This is a genomic window from Bacteroides sp. MSB163, from assembly GCF_036416795.1.
Lineage (GTDB): Bacteria > Bacteroidota > Bacteroidia > Bacteroidales > Bacteroidaceae > Bacteroides > Bacteroides maternus.
In genome coordinates, this window is record NZ_CP143867.1 from 1,210,139 (window position 1) to 1,234,113 (window position 23,975).

Sequence of the window (23,975 nt, forward strand, 5' to 3'; positions counted from 1 at the left end):
GAGACGTTTTGTATGGTGAGCAAACTACTTTTCCACTATTTTTGTAGCATAGAGATTTAGAATCATTTTATAAAAGAAAAAGACATGAAAAACTTATTCGACATTAAAGACAAAGTGATTATCGTGACCGGCGGTTGCGGTATCTTAGGAAAGAGTATCGCCAATTACCTCGCCGAACAAGGTGCCAAAATCGTTATCCTGGACCGTGTGGAGGAAATCGGCAAAGAACTGGAAGCCGAACTCAGCCAGAAGACGGAAGCCCTGTTCCTGATGACGGACGTGCTGAACAAAGAAGTGCTGGAAGAAAACAAGAAAGCCATACTGGAACGCTTCGGAACCATCGACGTGTTGCTGAACGCTGCCGGCGGAAACATGGCCGGTGCCACCATCGCCCCGGATAAGACCATCCTCGACCTGGAAGTGGACGCTTTCAGAAAGGTAGTGGACTTGAACCTCTTCGGCACGGTGCTGCCCACAATGGCATTCGTGGACGTAATGGCTAAGAATAAGAAAGGCGTTATCGTAAACTTCTGCTCCGAATCCGCCCTGCGTCCGCTGACTCGCGTGGTAGGTTACGGCTCTGCCAAAGCTGCCATTGCCAACTACACCCGCTATATGGCTACGGAACTGGCCACCAAATTCAGTCCCGAACTTCGCGTAAACGCCATCGTCCCGGGCTTCCTGCTGACGAACCAGAACCGTGCGCTGCTGACCAATCCGGACGGTTCATATACCGACCGCGCAAAGACCATCATCGCCCACACTCCGTGCGGACGTTTCGCCGAACCGGAAGAGCTGTTCGGAACCATCCACTACCTCATCAGCGATGCTTCCAGCTTCGTGACAGGTGCCCTGTCGGTAGTAGACGGCGGTTTTGACGCTTTTTCCATCTAACCCGATTCATAATTTATAATTCATAATTAACATGGTATTATGCGAACAAACCTGGCGCTGGTACGGTCCTAACGACCCGGTCAGCCTGTGGGACATCAAACAAGCCGGAGCAACCGGCATCGTGAACGCCCTGCACCACATCCCCAACGGTGAAGTGTGGACAGTGGAAGAAATCATGAAACGCAAGGAAATGATTGAAGCTGTCGGCCTGCGCTGGTCGGTAGTGGAAAGCGTGCCTGTACACGAACATATCAAAACCCAGACGGGAAATTTCCAGAAATACATCGATAACTATAAAGAAAGCCTGCGCAACCTCGGCAAGTGCGGCGTAAACATCGTGACGTACAACTTCATGCCTGTATTGGACTGGACGCGTACCGACCTTGCCTACGAACTGCCCGACGGAAGCCGCGCCCTGCGCTTCGAGCGTGCCGCTTTCGTTGCCTTCGACCTCTTCCTGCTACGCCGTCCCGGTGCCGAAAACGACTACACCGACGAAGAGAAAGCCAAGGCAAAAGCCCGCTTCGAGCAAATGACGGAAGCCGACAAACAACTGCTGATCCGCAACATGATTGCCGGACTGCCCGGTTCGGAAGAGAGTTTCACACTGGAACAATTCCAGCAGGAACTGGACCGCTACAAGGACATCACTCCGGAGAAACTGCGTGCCAACCTGATTTACTTCCTGCAGGAAATCGCTCCGGTTGCCGACGAAGCCGGCGTAGAGTTGGTTATCCACCCGGACGATCCTCCCTGCTCCATCCTCGGCCTGCCGCGCATCATGAGCAGTGCCGCCGATTTCCAGGCTTTGATTGACGCTGTTCCCAACAAGAGCAACGGCCTTTGCCTCTGCACCGGTTCACTCGGCGTAAGCAGCGCCAACGACTGTGCCGCCATCATGCAGCAATTTGCCGACCGCATCAACTTCGTTCACCTGCGCAGCACGCAGCGCGACGCAGAAGGCAACTTCTACGAAGCTAACCACCTGGAAGGCGACGTAGATATGTATCACGTCATGAAGGCTTTCCTTGAACTGCAACAACGTCGCGGAGTATCCATCCCCATGCGTCCCGACCACGGGCATCAGATGGTGGACGACCTGAAGAAGAAAACCAATCCGGGATATTCCTGCATCGGCCGCCTGCGCGGACTGGCAGAATTGCGCGGACTGGAAATGGGCATCGCAAAGTCTATCTTTAAGTAATCTCTGTAGGCAGCATCAGTCCATCTGATGCATCCATACAATTAATTAGGGATATTCGTAAAATAATAAAATTTAAGGCAACTAATTCATTGCGAGTTAGTTGCCTTTTTTGTATCTTTAAGCATTCCCCCCAAAAAACGGTTTGACGGCCAAAACGGGGGTAATCTAAACTAAAAACACATGGTAAAGATACAAAAAATATCCGAAATCGAACCTTGTTTAGGTTTTACCGAGTTCGATATGCTAAAAAAATATCGTCAAAGTTTTGCAACGAGCGAATTAGGTCGCCTCCATGCCCTGTTTCCTTTCTCGGAACTGGCCCGACAAATGCATTTGAAGTCCTCTGCTTTGGGTCGTAAAAGTTATTTTTCTCCCGAAGGTAAAATAGCCTTGATGGTCCTGAAGTCCTATACCAACTTTTCCGATGCACAACTGATTGAGCATTTAAACGGTAATATTCATTACCAGTTATTTTGTGGTGTTCAGATTGATCCTCTTCATCCACTGACCAATCCTAAAATCGTCAGTGCGATTCGTCAGGAACTAGCGGACCGCCTTGATATTGAGTCCCTCCAGCTTATTCTGGCTGAGCATTGGAAACCTTATCTTGAGAACCTTCATGTCTGTATGACCGATGCCACCTGTTATGAAAGTCATTTGCGCTTTCCTACTGATGTCAAACTCTTATGGGAAGGTATTGTATGGCTTCATCGCCATCTGTGCAAACATTGCCGTACATTGCACATACAACGTCCCCGTAACAAGTATCTTGATGTAAGCCGTGCCTACCTTGCTTACAGTAAACTGCGTAAACGCAGGAAATCACAGACCCGTATGATTAAACGCAGGCTACTTCAGTTATTGGAAAAGTTACTGGACCAGCTGGAGCATCTTCATTCATCCTACAGGCACAGGCTTACACTATCCTCTGATTACCAAAGACGTTTCTCGGTCATACAGACGGTCCTTGAGCAAGGGAAGAATTTATTTGCAGGCAAAAAAGTGTCCAACCGTATCGTGAGTATCGACCGGCATTACCTTCGCCCCATTATCAGAGGCAAGGAAACCAAATCCGTTGAGTTCGGAGCCAAGGTCAACAATATACAGATAGATGGAATCTCCTTCATAGAGCATATCTCCTTTAAGGCTTTTAACGAAGGAGTACGTTTGAAAGACTGTATTCATTTGCAACAACAACTGACCAAGGTCAGGGTTAAGGCGCTTGCAGCGGATTCAATCTATGCTAATAATGCCAACCGGAAATTTTGTACTAAATATCATATAAGTACTTCCTTTAAGCGTAAGGGAAGAGCTGCCAAAGATGAGCCACTTCGGAAAATCTTACGGTCGGAACTCAGCCGTGAGAGGGCTACCCGTCTGGAAGGAAGTTTTGGAACACAGAAACAACATTACTCACTGGCCAGAATAAAAGCCAGAAACAGGAAAACGGAAATACTTTGGATTTTCTTTGGAATACATACGGCCAATGCGGTATCTATGATAGAAAAGGTCGAAAAGAAAAAAAGAACGGCTGCATAATCAGACTAAAAGAAGAAGAAGAAAAGAGGAGAGGGTTTTAACTTCCCCTAAAAAGACATATACATAATGTACCGTTGGGAAGAAAAAATAAGAATATGTAAATAATATTCTATTAAAAAGATAGAAGACTTGAGACTTTACACAAAAAAATTAAGAGAAAAGCTCACGTAAAGTAAAACTGTTCTCTTAATTTATAAGAAAGAGGGACATTTACTGAATATCCCTAATTACGGGCTACAAAGCACTTATCATTCGTGCCTGTAGCCCGTAACTAATTATGAACCATTTTATCGGTGAATTTACCGACTCAAAGCATATCAATCCTGCTTAATAGAAATCAGTTCTTTCATTTTTTCAAGCAATATTTCTGTCTGTGGAAACAATGGGGCAACATCTATTTCTGCCCAATCAAACATATCATCATAATCACCTGCCTGACGCATATTAAGCAATCGGGAAGCTAAACGAGCATCTTCCCTGCTCAGCAAACCTCTCGTTACAAATTCCTGTCCCAACATACAAATCAATCCACTATGAGTTTTTGAAGCAAACCCCTTATCCACCATTAGAGCTGAAGCCATGTGAAATACTGCATAATACAGGCGGTTCGCTACCAAACTCCAATGATTCAACAACGCATTATCCCTCGCTTCAATCATCGCAGTCTCAGATTTCTGTATCCGATACGAAATTATAGCTTTTTTCTCATCAATTGTCAACGACATATCTCAATACTTTCTTGTTCCACATTCTTATAAAAAGGAGTAAAATTCCTCTTTTGCCAATCACTATAAGTGTAAAGCAAAGGATTTATCATAGCCCCTATCTTCCAGCCCAATTCCATCAAAGGGTAAGCAACATTATCAAAGTCATCATTATTAATCCGCTCCTTATCAATCAAAATAAGAATGTCCCAATCAGAATCTTCACGGGCATCTCCGCGTGCCTGAGAGCCGAACAAAAGCACCCTCCCTCCTGTGGGAAGCACATTCTGCAAGGTATCCTTGATTTGCTGCAATATTTTTGTTTTAGAATACATCGTATCTTCTTTACTAATATCCAATTACAAAGATAAAAATATATCATGTAATTCCAATTCAACTTAGGCTTATTTCTCTAACTTTCCTGTTTATACCTAAAAGCGGGATATAATTCTAACTATTCAATAGTGACGTTATGACACTTTGCTTTTTATGCATAACGAGAACGCGATATTTCCGTCCCGGTGCAGGGAAGGACGAAAAGAAACGAACGAAAACCAGCATCTTGCTGATTGAAAGAAGAATACATAAATAAGGACAACTCTAAAAAAAGAAAAACAGATGGTCTGTGTACTAAAAACACATCATCTGTCGCCCATATATAAACCGTCTGTGTCCGAAATATAGATCGTCTGTGTTACAAATATAGATCGTTTGCGTCACATCTATAGATCGTTTGCATTGCATCTATAGATCGTTTGCATTGCATCTATAGATCGTTTACGTTACATCTATAGTTCCCTTGCGAAAGAAGCATAGTTTCTTGCATAACCATCCACATACGCTATCTGTTTATGCAGAAACCATGTATTTATATTCCATACATTATCCAGGCAGATTCTATTTCGAACATTTTGCCAGAAGCACTTATCAGCAAAAGGCCCACTCTGATTACTTTTTGTCCGGAATAAAGTATGATGTCTGACTTTTAGCACACCCTCCTAAGTTATCACATAAATTAAAAAGAATGCGAAGCCTCTGAAGGAACTCCGCATTCACGAGATAAAAAAGGATTGAAAAAAACAGGGTATATATTGGTTAGATGAGAAATTACCTATTATGATTCTTTTCGGAATAGTCGGCACAGGAAAGACCAGGCAGTTGTTTTCCCTCCTTTCATTTTCCTATCATTATTCAGTACCTTTTCGTTTAATGAAAGAATTCTATGGGTGAGGTCCGACATCTTCTCAAACCCCTCCTGTAGTCTTGCCTCCCGTTGAGCACGCCGGTAGTTCTCCTCCAGCAAATCATCATAAGCTTTTGTCAAGCGTGCATTCTCCTTATAAAGCCAGTTTAAATGCTCTTTCGGAACCCGCTCGATAGTCGCGTCATCTTCCGGGTAAGACTTCGTTGAATTAAACTCAAGAGATTTCTCAAGGTCCTCCGCATCCACCATCGGATCGGGGTCCTCGTAAGGGTCTTTATCCAGAGATGAACATCTCAGATAACCGAGCCTTATCCATTCGCGGATCTGCTCTTCGGATATGCCGTATTTCTCAGCGGCCAAACTTACAGAAAGCCAATTAGCCATATAGAGTGTTTGATTAATAAGTTTCAAATCAACCCTATACGGCTATAACTGGTTATTACAAGAGGTACGGGGCATTACGTCTTCCCCTACAACAGGTATGTGGGTACCCTAAGAAAAGGAAGAGTAAGCCCGTACCAAGATTGATACAGGCTACGCTCATCCGACTTCTTAAACAAATTTCCACATTTCGTTGTAATCGGAAGAGGACATATACGTATACACAATACTATATGTCACTTGTTCACCTGCAAAGATACGTTTTTTTCATATTCAATAACAAAATACCTCTATGTTTTTTACTTCCGGCTTAAAAAAACATCAAATTAAGTCGCTGCAACTCCTCCTTACAAAGAGGGCCGTATATCTTTCGTCGAGCACTCTCCATGACACCGGCAAGGTATAGGTGAAGTCTATCTTCCCTCCCATGTGAATCATCATAACCGGGGAGTAATCTCCCGGCTCCAAATCAGGCAGGATTACCAACACCTCTGTATCGGTATACTTAAACACTCTTTTTACATGTATCAATGTGCCCTTATCGGAGACGGGAGAGAGACCCAGGTATATGGTTCCGAGTGAAGATAAGCACAGGTTCTCACCTGTGATGACAACAGGAGCGTTCGAGGTAATGGTACCGTCGCGCATGCCCGTCAGCGGGTCGTACACACTATTGATAACAGGAATCTTCTTCCCAAAAAGCGTTGGGATTTCGTTCTTTTCCTGCGTCTTATGGTGTAACTCAGCCACTATTTTTTTCTTATCTTTCATCATATAATATCCATCAATTAGTTAGTAATAACAGTCTATCAAACTGCTTCACAAAATTACATCACAACGCATACACTTCCGTGCCAGTAATAAGAAATATCAGCCAATCCGACTTTCTATATATGGCTACGCAAGGTTTGCCAGACTCATTTTTCGGAAAAGACATCCCCCTTCGAAAGAAATGTTACGAATTTCGAAACAAGGAAGCCCCCAAAAGTGTTAAATAGACAATAGACAAACCTCTAACTCAGACAGAAGATTATGATAACAAACGAGTTAAATACAGGATTAGTTAATGCCGTCAAAGAGAAACTCCCATCCAAAGAAAATCTTGCCAATACTTTAATGGACATTCTTTATATAGGCAAAGAAGCTATTTACCGCCGGCTTCGGGGTGAAGTACCTTTCACCCTGGCCGAAGCAGCCGTTATATCCCGTAAACTGGGTATATCGCTGGACAAAATGATAGGTGTGAGCTTCCGCGACAATGCCGTTTTCGACATGAACATAGTAGATAGCAGCCAGCCTTACGAAACTTACTATTCCATCCTGGAAAAGCAGGTAGAGCTATTCCGGAAAGTGAAAGAAGACGAATACTCGGAAGTTGGAACTTCATCCAATATCATTCCGCTGACTCTTTCATTGAACTATAATATGCTCTCCAAATTCAGGCTATTCAAATGGATGTACCAGAATGAAAACATAAAGTGCAAACACTTTGAAGAAATGGAAATCCCACAAAAGATAGTGGACAAGCAAAAAGAGTATGCCAGCGCAATAAACCACATCCATTCCGTAGATTACATCTGGGATAATATGATTTTCAGCCATCTGATTAATGACATCCAGTACTTCTGCGATGTCCATCTCATCTCCGACGAAGATAAAGGTCTGCTTAAAGCAGAACTACTCCAAGTAGTAGATGATATGGAAGAGTTGGCTACCTGCGGGAAAAGCAAGGCGGGCAACAACATCAGGATCTATATCTCAAACATCAACTTTGAGGCTACCTACAGCTATCTGGATACAAGCATCATACAGCTCAGTATGATCCGGATATATTCCATCAACTCCATCACCACACAGGACAGCGAGATGTTCCGCAGCCTGAAGGAGTGGATTCAGTCATTGAAGAAGTTCTCCACGCTAATATCGGAAAGCGGCGAAATGCAGCGCATCCAATTCTTTAAGCAACAACGGGAAATCATCGGCACATTGTAACGCCTTATTCCGAAATCTGAAATTGTTCAAACAACAAGTGCCATATTTCGAAAACAGATAGAGCTACTATCTGTTTTTTTTCATCTTTCAACTATTTACCTTCGCATTCTTTTCAATCAGAAAAGACTACCGTTTTCACCACATGATTTCAATCACAAAAGTTCCGTTAACAAGCTCTATATTTGTATATGTCACAAATTCGTCCTATGACATTTGATTATTAACAAAAAAGAAAAGGCTATGACCAAAAATTACATTGTAAAAGAGTTGATTAACGAAATGAAAGAAAGAATTCCCCCAGGGCAGAACTTAGCCAATTATCTGACAGATACATTATATATGGGGAAAGAGGCCGTCTACCGCAGATTGCGGGGGGAAGTCGCATTCACCTTTGATGAAATAGCCGTAATTTCCCATAATCTGGGTATTTCCATCGACCAGATTATCGGAAACCATCTATCCAACCGGGTCACTTTCGATGTGAATCTTCTGCATTCACCCAATTTATATGAAAGTTATCATGAAATAGTAGAGCGTTACCTGCGAATCTTCAATTCCATGAAAGGAGACAGTGCCACTGAAGTGTATTCTGCAACCAATACAATTCCTTTTACCTTTTACTCGGCCTATGAGTATCTGTCCAAGTTCCGCCTGTGCCGGTGGATTTACCAGAATGGGAAAGTGAAGACTCCCAATTCTCTGAGCGACATGCATGTGCCCGACAAAATAGTCGCTTCTCACAAGAAATTGAGCGAAGGATTAAAGAGAGCCGGAAAAACCTACTTTATATGGGACAGCAACGTATTCAGTTCTTTTGTAAAAGAGATTAAGTATTTTGCCGGATTGAATCTGATATCTACGCCAGACGTCATGTATCTGAAGAACGAACTGCAACAGTTACTCATCGACCTGGAACATTTATCAGTGAAAGGAGAGTATAGCAATGGACATGAATTGTACATTTACCTGTCGAACATTGATTTTGAAGCGACTTATACCTATGTTGCCAATAAGGATTACCAAATCAGCCTTTTTAGGGTATATTCCATCAATTCCATGGATTCGCAAAGCCCGCAAATCTGTGAGATACAGAAGAACTGGATACAGTCGTTGAGAAGACATTCTACTCTGATTTCAGGTAGTGGAGAGGCACAGAGGATTGCGTTTATCGAGAAACAAAGAAGTATTATTGAGACGTTATAGAAAAAAGGAACACCGAAGTAGTATAAAAATGAGTTGTATCAAGATGCTTTTGAAAAGTATCTGATACAACTCATTCAGGTTTTAATCTACAACAGACCGCACACAGCGATAGCTGGGCCAGGTCGCTGTTCCTGCACCTGACCATGCACTAAATTCATTACGACTACGGGCTGACTCCCAATTATATCCTACTAACCAATAAGTATTATCCCGTGCGGTCAATGCCCAATGCATGGTGGCAATTTTTTGAAAATTAGTTCCCCAGTCTGCCGAAGCACCAAATCCTTGATTATCGAGACTAAGTTCAGTTCCCCCCAGACTAACGATCATATACATTTCGCGCTGGGTAGGCAGACGCCATCCGGTCCCTATACTCTCACACGCTTCCTTTGCTTCTGACCAACTCTTACCGCTGAGACTGGTGTTTCCCACCAGAAGTTTCGGAGCAATCTTATTCATTTCATTACTTGTATCAGGAGTATCACCCGAAGCAAACAGTAACGTAGGATCTACTCCTCCATCCGCATCGCGGGAGACGATAGTAACTCCTGAAGAAGCTACTGAGAGATAGGGATACTTTTTCCCGCTATTTTTATTATCTCTCACACAACGAAAAAAATTAGTGGCAGACCCTGATTTCGGGTATCCTGCTCCAAAGTCGAGTTCAAAATATGCACCTGTACTCCCTTCGGAATAATACGAGGACGACCAATAATTACCTGTCCAATTCTGATACCATCCATATATATTCTGCCCATATGCATCACTGCTTCCCAACGCATTACCACCCAACGCATCTGCATAGGCAAATGACAGCAACAATTCACTTGCAGTAGGCAGACGCCAGCCATCACCTATATTATTACATATAGTTTCCGCATCAGAAATACTCGCCACACGTCCCTTGTTTTGACCACTCGTAACCAGGAGCCGATTGTCATGCCTGATAGGGTAAAGGTAAAAAAGAGGGTTTCCGGCAGTTGTATAAGATTTTGTTTCAGATACCATCTGAAGGTCAATCGTGCGATAAAATGGGAAATATTCATTCGCTACAGTATGCATCACATTCTTAAATGTTATTCTTATCGTTCCGCTTTTTCCTTCCTTCCATTTTCCGGGATGGAGCTTCAGTCTGAAGTCATATCCACGGTTTACCACATCGTTAGCCTTACCATCATCATCATTATCTACTACAGAGCTCTGATACATCTTCGACTCCGCATTCGTTCTGCCCACAACTATATCGCTATCTGCGTCAGGTCTGAGCAATCCGGTTCCGTCATCACCAACAATGTTCAATTCCTCAACGTTCTCAATTGTCCAGTTATTATTGACAAACAACTGCAAATATTGCTCCGCCCCTAAATGAACTTTATAGGTGCGACTATTGTCAACAGTGGGATAATACCGGAATGAGAACTGCAGTTCGCCCTGATTGATTGGCAAAGTAATAGAACCAGTATAACTGCCATCCTTATCATAGAGATAGAAATTGAATATATCCCAACGCCACCACCAGCCAGAGGTACTTGCACTGGTGCCATCGCCCGCAAGCCTCGGATTGGGATGCACTGTAAACGCTTGCACCTTTTCAGTGAAGGACTTCCTGCTGTCTCTGTACAATTGTGGAATAAGACCATCGGCAGGATACTGAATCGTGGACAGATCCTCAGAACCAAAAAGCTGGACATTGATTTTATCCACAGAAAACATCACATACACCGTCTGTGGCTCGATAGGCAATTCATCTCCATCAGGATTTCTAATAGGGAAGAAAAGGCCATTTTCCAACACATTCCCATATGCATCTACAAATTTAATGATTCCCGGGTCTATCACTCCCTGCGTCACTTTAATATCGTAAGTTAACCGACCCGCTGTCAGCGTAACCGTTGCCGTACGGGTCATTCCGGTAATTCCGTTATTAAAATAAGGAATCCTCAATAGAAGTTGCGTGTCTGCATTCGCAGCCCCTGAGGCCTCGGCCATTCCACCTGTGAAACCAAGCCAATCATTACCTTCCGTAACAGTAGCCTTCCAGCCGCCGGGATTGTCAGTAAAAACATTGATAGCGTAACCATTATTCTGATGTTGCGTCACACTGACCTCCGATTCACCCACACCAAGCATATACTGCCCATTGTAAACCACATCCTTGACCATATCCCGGTCATAATGTATCAACCGGAACTTAAGATTGGACATGACTGTATAAGATGCCAATGCCTCCCTGAAACTTTCATAACCAATGCCCGAAGCTTCCGTTACGGTGATGATGTATTTATAGTTTCGCTTCAAAGACAGATATTCAACTTCCTCTCCTATCTTTCCGGTTTTTGTGAAATCCACGCGGTAAAAAGTGGATTTACCATTACCAATCTTTCCCTTCACAATCAAGCAAACAGCATCCTTGCGGCTCGAAGCTCCGTCTTGCTCCACACCGTCGGCATCCACTGCAGCAGGTGCTTCGAATGTATAAATCTCCCCGTTGTAGGGTGTGTTTCCATCCACGGAATAAAGGATTGCCTCCCCCTCCCCTATCTTCTTGCCACCGTCAGCCGGAAGGTTCGTAGCATCCGGAGCCGGGTCGATAACCTTTCCGGCTGCATCCCATGCCGGAGCAATATATCCTATGGTATTGTAATTGGCCAGATAAACTTCCTCTACTGTGAAGTTAGATGCAGAATTACGAATATCAATACGCGCCAGCATGCGTTTCATATTGATGCCGGTTATCGGGTTCATCGAAGGAGCTATTTTCGCTATTTCCTTTTCACCGTACATAGGAATCCGTGTGTAACCATCAGTCGTCGAACCGTCTGCCGTCCATTTGCCGGTGTGGGTATGGAGCAGTGCTTCCATCGCCTCAACTTTAGTGGTTTCCCCCTTCTTGAATTCCGACGCAATACCGTCAAGTTCCCTATTTGCCACAACCACGATGCATGTCGATTCAGTAGTAGGATAAAGTACGGCAGAGAAATTCACAGTAGAGTTATTATTTGCCAAATCCTGTTTAACTCCCGTGCCACGAACCCATTCCAAAAATACCGCAGGTGTTTTTGACGTATCAAACACAAGGACATCTACAGTCTTTATTTCGTCTTCTTTCTTGGCTGCCCCCGCTCCGGCCATTGTGCGCGAAGTCACCGACGGAATATCCACATCAGGAACCGTCAAGGTGAATTGTACCCCATTCCCTGTTTGGGGAGGCATTGGTTCAAAGTCTTCTTGTACACATCCAGTAAACCCCATCAATGCCAACAAAGCCAATAAAAGCAAAATCGTTCTGAATATTGAAGTCCTATATTGCATATTTTTATTTCCTTTCTTAATCTATTTCTATATCCTCCATTAGGGTACAGTCAATGTTACTGTCATAGGGGGATTATCACCATTCGTATTGTTTAATGTCAGCGTGGCCGTCTTATCGGATATTGCGTTAGCCTTGAAGTAGAAAAAAACCGTACCACCGCTCGAACCGTGCGCTTCTATCATGGTCTCACGGTTAAGCAAGATATCATCCGGATCATTCACACCGGTTATTTCCCACTCCCACCAGCCAGGGCTACCTGAAGTAAAAACGATCTTGCGGCGTTGCATGATTCCGGTTCCTGTATCACTGCTATCCAGTTGTACATCATAATTCATCCATATTCCGTCTCCGCCCCATTGCTGAAGAGCCACCTGATGATGCAGATTACCTGCTTTAATGTAGCACCTTGTCCACCGCTCGGTTCCTACTCCCGAATCAAACTCAGGCATCACAACACTAACATTATAAGTATACACTCCATCCGAAAAGGACGTCTGAGTCATGTTGACCGTTACCCACAATTCCATACCATTCTTATCCAGCAGTGCACCCGCGGGATAGCCTGTATCCGGATTTGCATCATAATTTGTTTTCACCTCTATATCAACAGTAGCAGCATTACGGGCTGTCTGCACCTTGGTCTGCGACAACTTAAGATAGTACTGTTTGTCGAAAATCACATTTACCGGACTCTCGTCCCACTCAAGGGGAGTGGCTGACAGTTGATAGGTCTCGTTTGATATCGTAAGGTTATAGTTGATATACTCCCCCGATTCCCAGGAATGCGGATTCCCGGCAACAATATCACTGAGCAGAAATTCCCGATCACCAAAGTTAGTGGTGACAACGATTTTAGCCGTTGCAGAGAAATCGTCGGTCGGCAACATAAGGAATGTATCACCAATCAAGGTGGCATCCTCGGTCACCGTCTTATTGCCGACGGGAACGGAAGCGACATTTCCGGTTGTGACATCGCTCCAGACAAACTTTGGTTTGGCATTCTTCGTGGTGGTGGTCGGGACTTCAGCCACAGCAAGCTTGCCACTTTGTCCCACATCCTGAAACTCTATTTTCTCAATGGTTACTTCATCAGGTACCGGAGCTACCTTTTTGAATGTAAAAGTTACTTTGGTCAGTGTATGGTAGAAATGTATATTCACCCCCTCAACCCATGCAGGACCCGACACAGCCGCCAGCACATCGACATGATTAGCAGCGGATGCATTCGCTGTATAATTCAATACCATTTCACCGGGATCGGTGAAATCCGCAGCAGGCGCATTCGCATCACCGTATGGATACCAGGAAAAGAACTTCATACTTGCATTCTGCAATCCCGGCCAATATTGCAACGGCGAGATTGTGGCCGTAAGGTCGGTATTTACTCTGGCACTTGCATTGAAGTATTGTTGGGGAACGGAAGCATTGGGTGTCAGTGAACCGAAAAGGCCGAATGTTTCTCCTTTCAGGTCAGTATTCGAGGAGATAGCCGTACCACGAGTGTCGATATTGCCACCTTCTCCGATACGTTGCACAACAATCAATTTCTTATCGCACGTCATCTCTTCTCCGATACACGAAAAGAGGACGACCGAAAGGATAGCCGTTGCTGTAATCATCCTGATATTATTTATAATCTTTATCATCTTACTCCTTTTCCGAAATTAACAAAAACAACCGGTGAAAGGTATCACAGATCCATATCCAGATCAATGTCTTGCCTGTCACCCCAATCTTCTACGGTTACCGTAAGTATCTGAATACCGATTTTTCCCACACGCGCCGTTATCTGGTACACGTTGTTCCGCCGGATCTCCGTAAAAGGCTGTGCCGTCGGGCTACCTTTATCATCCACCTTCGTTATGGTTTCAATCACTTTTTCAGTGATCCCGGTGACATCCGAAGGACCTTTCGGGACATTAGCCATACTGACAGCCAGCCGGTCGGAATAATCCGACTTGAATATGCGTTCGGCAGTATAGAACGAACAGAGTAGTCTCCGGTTCTTAGCTCCGGTAGCCGATGAATATGCCCAAGTGTCCGATGTTGCCGCTGTCCAGGTGTCCGTTAATAAATCAATTTCCGGCACGTTTTCCTTCACTTTCCCGTAGTTCTTTGAAGAGTCTGCGTTATCACGCGTGCCGTTGCCTACGTTTCCCATTACGAAATAACTATCGTGGGAAAGATTGTGCAAAGTAACACTGGTGCTCCCGGCTGTATATCCGGTCACCGCCCCGCCGTCTATCGCTTCGAGAAAGACGTCTACACGGGCTACGGCACGTTCGATAACCATCTCTACTTTTTGCGTTTCATCAGGTGCTATGGATATACCCCGAACCACTCCTATCATGGGCATTCCGGTCGTAGTAATTATCTGTCCGTCACTGTTGAGTATGTCAGAGATGTCATAGAGCATATCTTGCAACGTCCAATGACTGGCTATACCGTCAAGTTTACTTGTAAGACTCTGTGGTTCGTTGGCAATAACTACGACCAGGATATCATTGCTGGAAGTCACTTTGAGAAGCTGCGCATCTATATCGGTAGCTGTCTCCGGAGTACTCAACAGGATGTGTTCATTCACATCCAGCCTCACGCCACCGGGCGTACTGCCGAATACGATAAACCGTATGGAGTTTATCTCCTCCTGTTGATCCACATCTCCATTGTTCAGCAGGTTGATGCTAAGTTGCGCCCGGGTAAGAGCAGGCAACTCATCAGTCACATCTCCACTGCATGAGAACAAAAGGATCATGGATGCCAGACAAATGATATGTAATAGTTTCTTTCTCATTCTTAAACTTCAACCTCGTGGAACCAATAAATCCAAGTTCCTACAACAAGACCGATCTGAAGGAATCCTCCTTCGGGGTTTTCAACAACAGTAAATATCAGATTCCATTCACTCTGCCTGTCAAGATATTCTTGAAAGGGAAGTTCCGTTCCATCGTAACGGGAAGTCGGCCGGGCAATGCTCAACAGTGTCATCAGGTTGTAGCTCCACACTTCGGCGCCGGTATCTGCATTCCTTATAATGAACTTATACTCCCATCCGCTCCTGTTGAGCAAACGCATGGTGTTCAGGCGTGCGGACACAATCACGTCGGATATTTCACCCGGACCTGTATAGTAAGGCATATAAGTCACCGGTCCTTGTCCTACGGGTTCGTTTTCCCAGGAATAAACCGCATTTTCCGGTGCCTGAATTTCAAATGTATATTGCGCTCCATCCACTTCATTCTCCTCATGTTTCATCAACACGATATTAAAGCGATTGGTGTCGCGTATCAACTTCACCGGATAAACCTTATGGCTGGTATTGGACGGAAGGTGATCCACTTCCACTACTTCTCCAAAGTAAAGGTGCTGGAACTCGAAGTCGACAACGGGCGTCTCCCTCTTCAAGGATACAATGACCTGTTGAAGGGTGGTTGTTCCCGGCATCAGTTCATTGCCTGCATTGTCCGAAAACCGGAATCTGTCAGATAGGCTGCCAACGGTCAGTACCTTATAGTTTCCGAAATCGAGTTCATCAGTAAGCGACATCCGGTTTCCGCCAACCAGTGCGGTAGCCTCGGCTCTCTTGGAGAAAAGCAATTTATCATCGCTGTCGAACACCAGTACATCTACCGATTTGACCTGCGGATTGAACGCGTCCGCATATTCCATATTGTAGTCGAATGCAAACTCCAACCAAAGTTCGCACCGGGGCAGGTCTTCGCGTATACTGTCGCACGAAGCTATGCATAGCATCGAGGCAACGATAAGGAACAGCGATTTAGTTTTTCCGAACATATCTTTTTCTTTTATGGGGCAACGTTATCGGATTGCCGTTTATATTGTCAGAGAGTCTGGTTTAGTGATCTCCGGTTATTTCCTCTTTAGGGGGCGCGCTTCGCATTTCATGCATCTCAGGTGCGCCGGAATGATTCAGTGCTGTTTTTGGGAAGCCTGTCACCGGCTTGCTTTTACTTTTCCTCGCGTTCTGTTCCGCACGGAATATCTATTTAGAAAAGTACAGGGCAGGCAGTGCGCACTGCCCTGTTTTCTTTAAAATAAAGAGTATATTTAGATTTCGAAATCGGTAGTCCAGTATACCCACGGAGCAACTTTAATCTCAAAGTGGAGGTAAGCACCCAACTTATCGATATCTTCTTCTTCATCCGGATCTTCGGGACCACCACCGGGATACCACGGTGTACCGTTACCATTCACCTTCGTTAGCTTAAGCGTGTAATAGTTATTACGCACCACACCATATTTTCCATACTCCATGTGGTCGTTAGCCGCATTGTCATGACGTATCTCATAGTAGTAATAGTTAAGACTCTTCGGATACCAATAGATGCAACCTTCTTCCTTGGTCAGTTCCCCGCCATTCGGAATATTGTTAGCATCAAGAATGGCCTGCGTAAGAGAAGCAAAATCACCCGGATCATTGATGGTAAGCGCAGGTTGTATCTGGGTATAGAACAACTCACATGCTGTAACCAAGAGCTTTTCCTGAGCAGTTCTGTCAGCTTCCGCTTTAGCTTTAGCAGGTGTATAAGCAGCCAGCAAATCGGCGAAACTCTTGAAATTTACAGAGTTAGTTCCATTAGGAAGACGATACCAGTCTTCTCCTAAAGTAAAATCACCAGCCGGCCAAGGTGCATACTTGCCTTTTAGCACCAGACGCGTAGCTGCACCGAATTTCTGAAATCCTTCATCCATCGTATTCTCGATACAGTATTTGCAGTTCTCACCCGCAACTGTACTGTTACTAACCCATTCTACTTTGGGCTCGCGGGTGGTAGCATCGAGTACATTCTTAACAAGGCCCGTAAGATACTCACTTCCACCGGCAGTCGTAAAGTTCGGGTCGACTGTATAGAAGTTACTTTTGTAAAATCCGGCAGTATGAGACGACGCTGTAGTAGTCTTTTTTGCAAAAGGAAACATCAGAGAGTTGTAGTAGTCGATAGTCCAGTTGCCAAAATCAAACTGTCCAAGGCTGGCATTTGTATCATCATCAAAAGGTCCAACCTCTAATGGACTACCAATCATAACCTCAAGCTTGGCCGCAAGACGTTCTATTTCAAGAGTAGCCGGATTACTTTTCGCAGCATTCAAAGCTTGAGTTTCCGTTTTATGATCTTTGGCCAAAACAATTTTGTCCGATACATCGAGCAGGCATTCATCTTTCCATGCATGATTGGCAGGGTCTCCATCGGAATCATCGAAGAAACCGGCATTAATCATTGCACAGCCATTAGTATGTACCACCTCTTCTACAAGATAAGCGTTACTGGGCTGGTTAAGCTTTGTAGGAACTGTAATCATAGCATTGATGTCAGCATACGTGGCACCCGTTGAGATATTATCCAAACGATTCTTTAATACGGTCCCCGGGTTAGCTACAACAAGCAGGTATTTAGTATCCGTACCCACCTTAATCGGAGTATTCGGAGTGGTAACCCCACTATTTGTCCCGAAAGTACCTGAACCCAATACCGTGGCATACCCGGTTGCATCTGCATCCTTAGTCACCACCTTACCCGAATTGAACGTAATCACATAGAGTTCATTAATCTTACTTTCCGCCGACGAAGACGGCTGTTCCGAAGAAGCACGTGTCCCTGTCGTTTTTGGATTAGTCATACTGATCGACACATAAGCCACATCATAGTTTTTCCCTCCGTCAACCTCAGGGTTTTCGTCATTCTCCTTTGAACAACTCGCCAATGCCGCAACAGCCAGCAATGACACTAAAAAAGATTTAATCTTTAGCATAAAACAAACATTTATTAGAATTAATACATATATAATTTACTCACTTTTATTTCTTCTCTTTATCTCGGCCGCATTAGCCTTTTTCCTAGCTAATTCTTCCAGATTTCCCTTTGCCGCCTCCAGTCCCGACTGTTCGGCAGCCTTCAAATACTTTTCCGATGATTCATACTCTCCTTTCATTAATAGTAAAACTCCCATTGCATTGTTATATTCGGGCAGACAAGCGTCCGACTTCACTCTTTCCAGATAGCATTCCGCAGAAACCAGGTCATTGCGTGAAAGGGCTGCGGCAGCCGCATTCATATTGGCAATCTCACTTTCCGGATAGATGCGGACGGCAGACTCAAAAATATCGATAAACTCCTGCGAACCCTTCGGATAGGTATTGGCCACCATGAACATCTCATTCAAGCTCAGATTCTGCGGACGTTTCTTTATCACCTCCTTCGCTTCCTCCAGATTGAAATTCCTCACATCATAACTCACCTTACAGATGGCTACACGCAGACTCGGAAATATATGTTTCAGCATAAACCGGTAAGGCACCCCCGCATGAAGCTGCATCAACTTCGTTTCCCTGCCCTTTTCAATAGGAATATTCGTAATGATGTCCAGCACTTCGTCCTTATAATCCATCTCAAACGTATCGAGCGCCTTTACCAGCCCGTCCCAATTTTCACCGCCGAAGATGATGTAATACTGGTCGCGCGGGAAGTCGTAGCGGGCAGCCAGATAATTGCGCAATGCCATGGCACGACCTTCGGACAGACGTCTGTTCGCTTCCAACGTTCCTTCGGGAGAAGCATAACCGATGATATCCAGACGCTTCACCTTCACATTGGCATCAGACTTCAGATCGTCAATCATCGCACGTATCTTAGCCAGTTCCTGAGGATTGTTCATATATTCGGGACGGATATTCACCTTATTCACCTCGAAGTCCAGAAAACATTCCGCCTGTACATCACGGCTCTTTATCTCCTCTACCGTAGGCTCTACGTACGAGAGATAGGGAGTCACCACATACGGCACCAACATACGTTCGAGCGTAACCTTATCAAAAGCGTACTCCACATTCATCAGTGTGCTTTCGCCACAACCGCACTCATCACGCTGCACGTTCAGACGGGCATTCGCCATCCAAGCCTCGTAAGGCAACGTATATCGGTAGCGGATAACACCACTCTTCTTCTTCTGATTTTTCTCTATCAGATAAGGCGCCTTGTAGTTCTTCTTCGCCTTAGCGCTCATCACCGCCAGCCTGCGTTCATAAACCAGATACTCGTTTTTCCCCTTGATGGAAACCCGCGGAAGATCGTAGGTAACGGTGGGAGAAACCAATTGCGGAATAAAGTCCACCCCATGAGATGATTTCACCTTCACATTATCCATCACTATGTCAAAATCTATATGGATAGTTTCCCCCAGTTGCTCCAGTCGTACAGGTTCTATAGTGATAGTTCCTTCATAAGAGCGTTCCTGAGCCATGACTCCGTCGAGATTCAGGCATAAGGCAGTCAGCACCCATATGATGAATTGCCTATTTCTTTTCATCCTTCTCATTCTATTTAATTACGTAAATAAGTGACACACTCGCTTTAGTAGGGCCCAGGTAGTTCTTGCCGGTATCTTTCAGTTTAGTGCCACACGTTGCACAGGGATACTTTTCATACACAATGCGTGCATATCCCAAACCGAGGGAAGCCTCTATACTCCAGCGTTTCCTCAATATCCATGAGTGGCCTATCGAAATACCACCGCCATACAGGCGCCCCTGATAGCGCATATTCTGCATGTTTTCACTGACGAACGGCCAGTCGGGCCATCCGCCCACATTGAAGTCTGCATAATGGGCGTGCAGCCCGATGAACGTACGATTGAAGCTTTCGCAGAACCAGTACCGAAGTTCCGGCTGTATGCCCCAGTGCTTCAAACGGGTATCATCAAACTTCCAAGGGTTATAATTGACCGGAATATCCAATGTCCACTTGCGTGCCAAAGCTACTTCCAGACCGAGATTCATAGTAGTGGTAGCATCATAAAGAAGATTGCTTTTCACAGCAATCTTCTGAGCTTTACTTTCAGTCGGCAACAAACCCAATATGAATAGTATGCATACTAATATCTTCTTCATTCAATTCTCATTTTTATTATAAAATCATTTTATAAACCGGATTCGCATTCTCACCTCTGAAACGTACCGAAAACAGCCTAAAATCTCAGTATGCAAATATCGGAGTAATAAGGGAGATGGTAAATTGTATCTATTTCTGTTATAGGCACTAAAAAAACAAGGAGACAACTAATTAAGCGATTGCCCGGCAGGGAAGTTACTGAAATAAGAAAAAGAGAGCGATTGAGGTATTTATTTGCATTATATGAATATTTAATATCCAATTGTTTCAATATCCGAAACTTACGAGAGAAATAAATCCAAATTATTTAATATATGAAAAGGGAAAAGATTATCAATATATACAAGTTAGCAATATACAAATATACAAGTTCGCAGTTAAGATATGCCCTACAAGTATCTCTTGAGCCTTTTAGAAGGAATAAAGGCAAGATTTCAAATGAAACAATTTTGTTATAATTACTACATTAAAGGCTTTCTATTCTTACTTCAATTATAAGAGATGAGAGTATCCGCTCAATAATCTGAACAGATGGCTTTTGATTCAAAACGGAAAAGAAATGAGTTTTCACCACAGAGGAACACAGAGTATCACGGAGTTCTATTCTTTTGATTTCAAATTGATTAAACTCAGTGAGACTCTGTGTTCCTCTGTGGTGAATTAATTCATAACCGTATAGAAAGGAACCTGTTCAGATTATTGAGCAGATGGCCTGATAAGAAATGGGAATCAGAAATTAAAACTATTATTTCTCCGATATTGAATGATTATTACCCCAATAAATAGTACCTTTACCGTTATTTTATAAACCTACAAAATGCAATCATGAGTCCCGACTTTAACTACAACGAGGTGCCGCTTACTTTCCTCCATTGCCTCAACAAGCAATGCAAAAAAGCTTCCAAATGCCTGAGATATATGGTAACAGCCTATGTCCCGGCCAAATATCCCGCCATCAGTACCGTAAATCCGAACTTCATAGCCTCTTGCAAAGATGCTTGCCCATACTTCATGCCGGACGAGAAGAAACGGTTCGCACTCGGTATCACTCATCTGTTGGACAAGATACCACACAGCCAAGCTGTCAGCATCAAACGCGAAATGATAGCAGAACTGCAACGCGCCACTTATTATCGCTGTAGGCGTAAGGAACGGCTCATCAAACCCGGAGAACAAGAACGTATCCGCCAGATATTCCTCAAATGGGGAATAAACGAAGAGCCTGTATATGACGAATACGTAGAACAGTACGAGTGGTAAAAGGACGTATATTGTTCCATCGAATAGAAACGACCGTTCCATAGGACTGGAACGGTCGTTTCTATTCGATGGAAATCTTGTTTCTCAGGCAAGAAAATCTTGTTCCAATTGAGTGAAACAAAATGGAACAAATAAGGGGCACTTTTCCTACTTTAATTCAAAAGGAACAATGCCTTTAATATCCGCTGCCGAAGCTGCAATAATGGCTTCAAACTTACCCGGTTCGGCTATCCAGGCATGTTGGGCGTCGTCGAAGAAACTCAAGGCTTCTTTGTCGATGGTGAAGGTAACTTCTTTCTCTTCGCCCGGAGCCAGTTTCACTTTCTTGAAGCCTTTCAGCTCCTTAACGGGACGGGGCAGACTGGACTTCTTATCGCTGATATACAACTGCACAACTTCTTGACCCTCGCGGTCACCCGTATTCTTTACGGTTACGGTAAAGGAAATCTGATCAGCAGCAGACATCACTTTCTTGTCAGCGACAGGTTTGCCATACGCAAATGTCGTATAAGAAAGTCCGTGTCCGAAGGGGAATAAGGGCTTCACCTTCTTTTGTTTATCAGCCCAACGATAACCTACGAAGATACCTTCGTTATATTTCATATCCACCACTTCCTTGCTACGGTCGCCAAAGTACTCGCCAAGGCTGTGGGCCGGCACATCTTCCAGACGGGCGGGAAAAGTGAAAGGCAGCTTACCGGAAGGATTAGCATCCCCCATCAATACGGCGGCAATCGAATTTCCGGCTTCAGAGCCCAGGAACCAGGCTTGCAATACCGAAGGAACTTCCGCAATCCAGGGCATCGCCACGGCATTGCCGGAAACATTCACAACAATCAGATTCTTATTGGCTTTTGCCAAAGCGGAGATGACATCATCCTGTGCATAAGGCAGGCCAAGGGCTTTACGGTCGGAGTCTTCACAATCCTGATTGTTGCTCTTATTCAGTCCGCCAATAAAGATAACATAATCAGCATCCGCCGCAACTTTTACGGCTTCGGCTATCAATTCCTCGGGCGTACGGTCGTCCTTCAGGTTCTGCCCTGTTACCACACCATTATACTCACCTGTCGCATCACCCACGTAACCGCGGGCGTAAACCACTTCTGCCTTATCGCCCACACGGTTCCGGATGCCATCCAACGGTGAAAGTTCACGTTGCACTTTCAAAGAGGAACTGCCACCGCCTACGGTCATCATCTTCACGGCATTCTCACCGATAACGGCAATCTTTTTCGCTTTGTTCAGGTCGATAGGCAATACGCCACCGTTGTTTTGCAACAACACAATGCCCTCTTCACCAATGCGGCGTGCCGCCTCATAATGTTCGGGAGAAAGTATGGAACCTAAAGGACGGTTCGCATCCATCGTGGTGCGGAATGCCAGACGCAGGATACGGCGCACCTTGTCGTCCAGTTCTTCCGTACCTACCTTACCGGACTTAATACGTTCGAGATAAGGCATGGCCAGATAATAATTATCGTAAGCATTGCTATGCCCGTTGGAAAGGCCATCCGTCCAGCTGCCGAACTCCATATCGAGGCCGTTCGTGATAGCCTGGTCGGTATCGTGCGTGCCGCCCCAGTCGGAAACGACTACGCCATCAAAGCCCCATTCACCTTTCAGAATATCGTTCAGCAGATATTGGTTGTGGCAGGCATGCTGGCCTTTATACAGATTGTAAGCACCCATAATAGACCACGTTTTGCCTTCCTGAACGGCTGCCTTGAAAGCAGGCAGGTAGATTTCATAAAGGGCACGGTCGTCTACGATGACGTTGGTGGTGTGGCGGTTGATTTCCTGATTGTTCAGCGCATAGTGTTTCACACAGGCAGCTACGCCATTCTGCTGCACGCCTTGCACATAGGGAACTACCATACGGGAAGCCAGATATGGATCTTCGCCCATGTACTCAAAGTTACGTCCGTTCAGCGGTGTACGGTAGATGTTGACTCCGGGGCCTAAAAGGACGGTCTTGTTGCGATAACGCGCTTCCTCACCGATGCTTTTTCCATAAAGCATGGACATATCGGGATTCCAGGTAGCTGCCAGGCAGGTCAAAGCCGGAAAAGCCACACAGGAGTCGTTGGTCCATCCTGCCTGATCCCATTCATCCCAAAGAACCTCAGGGCGGATACCGTGAGGTCCGTCCGTCATCCAGAATTCAGGAATACCCAAACGGGGCACGCCCGGACTGCTGAATTTACTTTGCGCATGCAGCATAGCCACCTTTTCTTCGATAGTCAGCCTTTTCAACGCATCTTCTACCCTTTCTTCAATAGGCTTGGTCGCATCCAGATATGCTGGTTTCTGCTGTGCAAAAAGCGGGAGAGCAACAGCAAACGCCAAACCGAACAATACTTTCTTCATATTG

18 protein-coding genes are annotated in these 23,975 nt (G+C 44.8%); 6 read left to right on the forward strand and 12 right to left on the reverse strand.

Annotation, left to right across the window (positions count from 1 at the left end):
* Positions 1-84 precede the first annotated feature (84 nt).
* The 3 genes from VYM24_RS04170 (at position 85) to VYM24_RS04180 (ending at position 3,637) form a co-directional block, all read left to right on the forward strand.
* Complete coding sequence (locus VYM24_RS04170; RefSeq protein ID WP_025831231.1) at positions 85-894, forward strand: SDR family oxidoreductase; 810 nt, start codon at positions 85-87, stop codon at positions 892-894.
* A gap of 31 nt (positions 895-925) precedes the next feature.
* Positions 926-2,098, forward strand: coding sequence for a mannonate dehydratase (uxuA, locus tag VYM24_RS04175; protein ID WP_291554136.1), 1,173 nt, complete (start codon positions 926-928; stop codon positions 2,096-2,098).
* A 180-nt stretch (positions 2,099-2,278) separates the two neighbouring features.
* Complete coding sequence (locus tag VYM24_RS04180) at positions 2,279-3,637, forward strand: transposase (protein ID WP_330940231.1); 1,359 nt, start codon at positions 2,279-2,281, stop codon at positions 3,635-3,637.
* A gap of 317 nt (positions 3,638-3,954) precedes the next feature.
* On the opposite strand, the gene VYM24_RS04185 is transcribed toward VYM24_RS04180, so the two are convergent.
* From VYM24_RS04185 to VYM24_RS04200, 4 genes are all read right to left on the reverse strand, one after another.
* On the reverse strand, positions 3,955-4,362 hold the full coding sequence (locus tag VYM24_RS04185) for a HEPN domain-containing protein (RefSeq protein WP_044265542.1): 408 nt from the start codon (positions 4,360-4,362) through the stop codon (positions 3,955-3,957).
* On the reverse strand, positions 4,353-4,676 hold the full coding sequence (locus tag VYM24_RS04190) for a nucleotidyltransferase domain-containing protein (RefSeq protein WP_044265545.1): 324 nt from the start codon (positions 4,674-4,676) through the stop codon (positions 4,353-4,355). The genes VYM24_RS04185 and VYM24_RS04190 overlap by 10 nt, the downstream gene beginning before the upstream one ends.
* A gap of 779 nt (positions 4,677-5,455) precedes the next feature.
* Positions 5,456-5,929, reverse strand: a complete 474-nt coding sequence (locus tag VYM24_RS04195) for a hypothetical protein (RefSeq protein ID WP_330941533.1) — start codon at positions 5,927-5,929, stop codon at positions 5,456-5,458.
* Between the two features lie 318 nt (positions 5,930-6,247).
* Complete coding sequence (locus VYM24_RS04200) at positions 6,248-6,700, reverse strand: DUF4469 domain-containing protein (RefSeq protein WP_330941534.1); 453 nt, start codon at positions 6,698-6,700, stop codon at positions 6,248-6,250.
* Between the two features lie 258 nt (positions 6,701-6,958).
* On the opposite strand from VYM24_RS04200, the gene VYM24_RS04205 reads away from it, so the two are divergent.
* Together VYM24_RS04205 and VYM24_RS04210 are read left to right on the forward strand one after the other, a co-directional pair.
* Positions 6,959-7,918 (forward strand): hypothetical protein, encoded by a 960-nt coding sequence (locus tag VYM24_RS04205; protein WP_291554144.1) that lies wholly within the window; start codon positions 6,959-6,961, stop codon positions 7,916-7,918.
* A gap of 240 nt (positions 7,919-8,158) precedes the next feature.
* Positions 8,159-9,121 carry a hypothetical protein gene (locus tag VYM24_RS04210; protein WP_117691339.1) on the forward strand — a complete coding sequence of 321 codons (963 nt, stop codon included), beginning with the start codon at positions 8,159-8,161 and terminating at the stop codon, positions 9,119-9,121.
* Positions 9,122-9,202: 81 nt separating this feature from the next.
* Here the strand turns inward: VYM24_RS04210 and VYM24_RS04215 are convergent, their stop codons facing one another.
* The 7 genes from VYM24_RS04215 to VYM24_RS04245 all read right to left on the reverse strand — a co-directional run bounded on the left by VYM24_RS04215 (position 9,203) and on the right by VYM24_RS04245 (position 20,340).
* Entirely contained in the window at positions 9,203-12,433 is a 3,231-nt protein-coding gene (locus tag VYM24_RS04215; protein WP_330941535.1) for a fimbrial protein, read from the reverse strand.
* A 39-nt stretch (positions 12,434-12,472) separates the two neighbouring features.
* The gene (locus tag VYM24_RS04220; RefSeq protein WP_291554151.1) at positions 12,473-14,080 is read right to left on the reverse strand and encodes a fimbrillin family protein; all 1,608 of its coding nucleotides are present in this window, start codon (positions 14,078-14,080) and stop codon (positions 12,473-12,475) included.
* A 44-nt stretch (positions 14,081-14,124) separates the two neighbouring features.
* The gene (locus VYM24_RS04225) at positions 14,125-15,228 is read right to left on the reverse strand and encodes a fimbrial protein (protein WP_291554153.1); all 1,104 of its coding nucleotides are present in this window, start codon (positions 15,226-15,228) and stop codon (positions 14,125-14,127) included.
* Positions 15,229-15,230: 2 nt separating this feature from the next.
* The gene (locus VYM24_RS04230) at positions 15,231-16,229 is read right to left on the reverse strand and encodes a FimB/Mfa2 family fimbrial subunit (RefSeq protein WP_330941536.1); all 999 of its coding nucleotides are present in this window, start codon (positions 16,227-16,229) and stop codon (positions 15,231-15,233) included.
* Positions 16,230-16,502: 273 nt separating this feature from the next.
* Positions 16,503-18,206 carry an Mfa1 family fimbria major subunit gene (locus tag VYM24_RS04235; RefSeq protein ID WP_330941537.1) on the reverse strand — a complete coding sequence of 568 codons (1,704 nt, stop codon included), beginning with the start codon at positions 18,204-18,206 and terminating at the stop codon, positions 16,503-16,505.
* 36 nt (positions 18,207-18,242) lie between these two features.
* Positions 18,243-19,760, reverse strand: a complete 1,518-nt coding sequence (locus VYM24_RS04240) for a DUF3868 domain-containing protein (RefSeq protein ID WP_291554160.1) — start codon at positions 19,758-19,760, stop codon at positions 18,243-18,245.
* 10 nt (positions 19,761-19,770) lie between these two features.
* Positions 19,771-20,340 carry a DUF3575 domain-containing protein gene (locus VYM24_RS04245; RefSeq protein WP_025831225.1) on the reverse strand — a complete coding sequence of 190 codons (570 nt, stop codon included), beginning with the start codon at positions 20,338-20,340 and terminating at the stop codon, positions 19,771-19,773.
* A gap of 826 nt (positions 20,341-21,166) precedes the next feature.
* Here VYM24_RS04245 and VYM24_RS04250 point away from each other — a divergent pair.
* The gene (locus VYM24_RS04250) at positions 21,167-21,601 is read left to right on the forward strand and encodes a DUF6078 family protein (RefSeq protein ID WP_330941538.1); all 435 of its coding nucleotides are present in this window, start codon (positions 21,167-21,169) and stop codon (positions 21,599-21,601) included.
* A 147-nt stretch (positions 21,602-21,748) separates the two neighbouring features.
* Here VYM24_RS04250 and VYM24_RS04255 read toward each other — a convergent pair whose 3' ends face one another.
* Positions 21,749-23,971, reverse strand: a complete 2,223-nt coding sequence (locus VYM24_RS04255) for a glycoside hydrolase family 3 C-terminal domain-containing protein (RefSeq protein WP_330941539.1) — start codon at positions 23,969-23,971, stop codon at positions 21,749-21,751.
* Positions 23,972-23,975 lie beyond the last annotated feature (4 nt).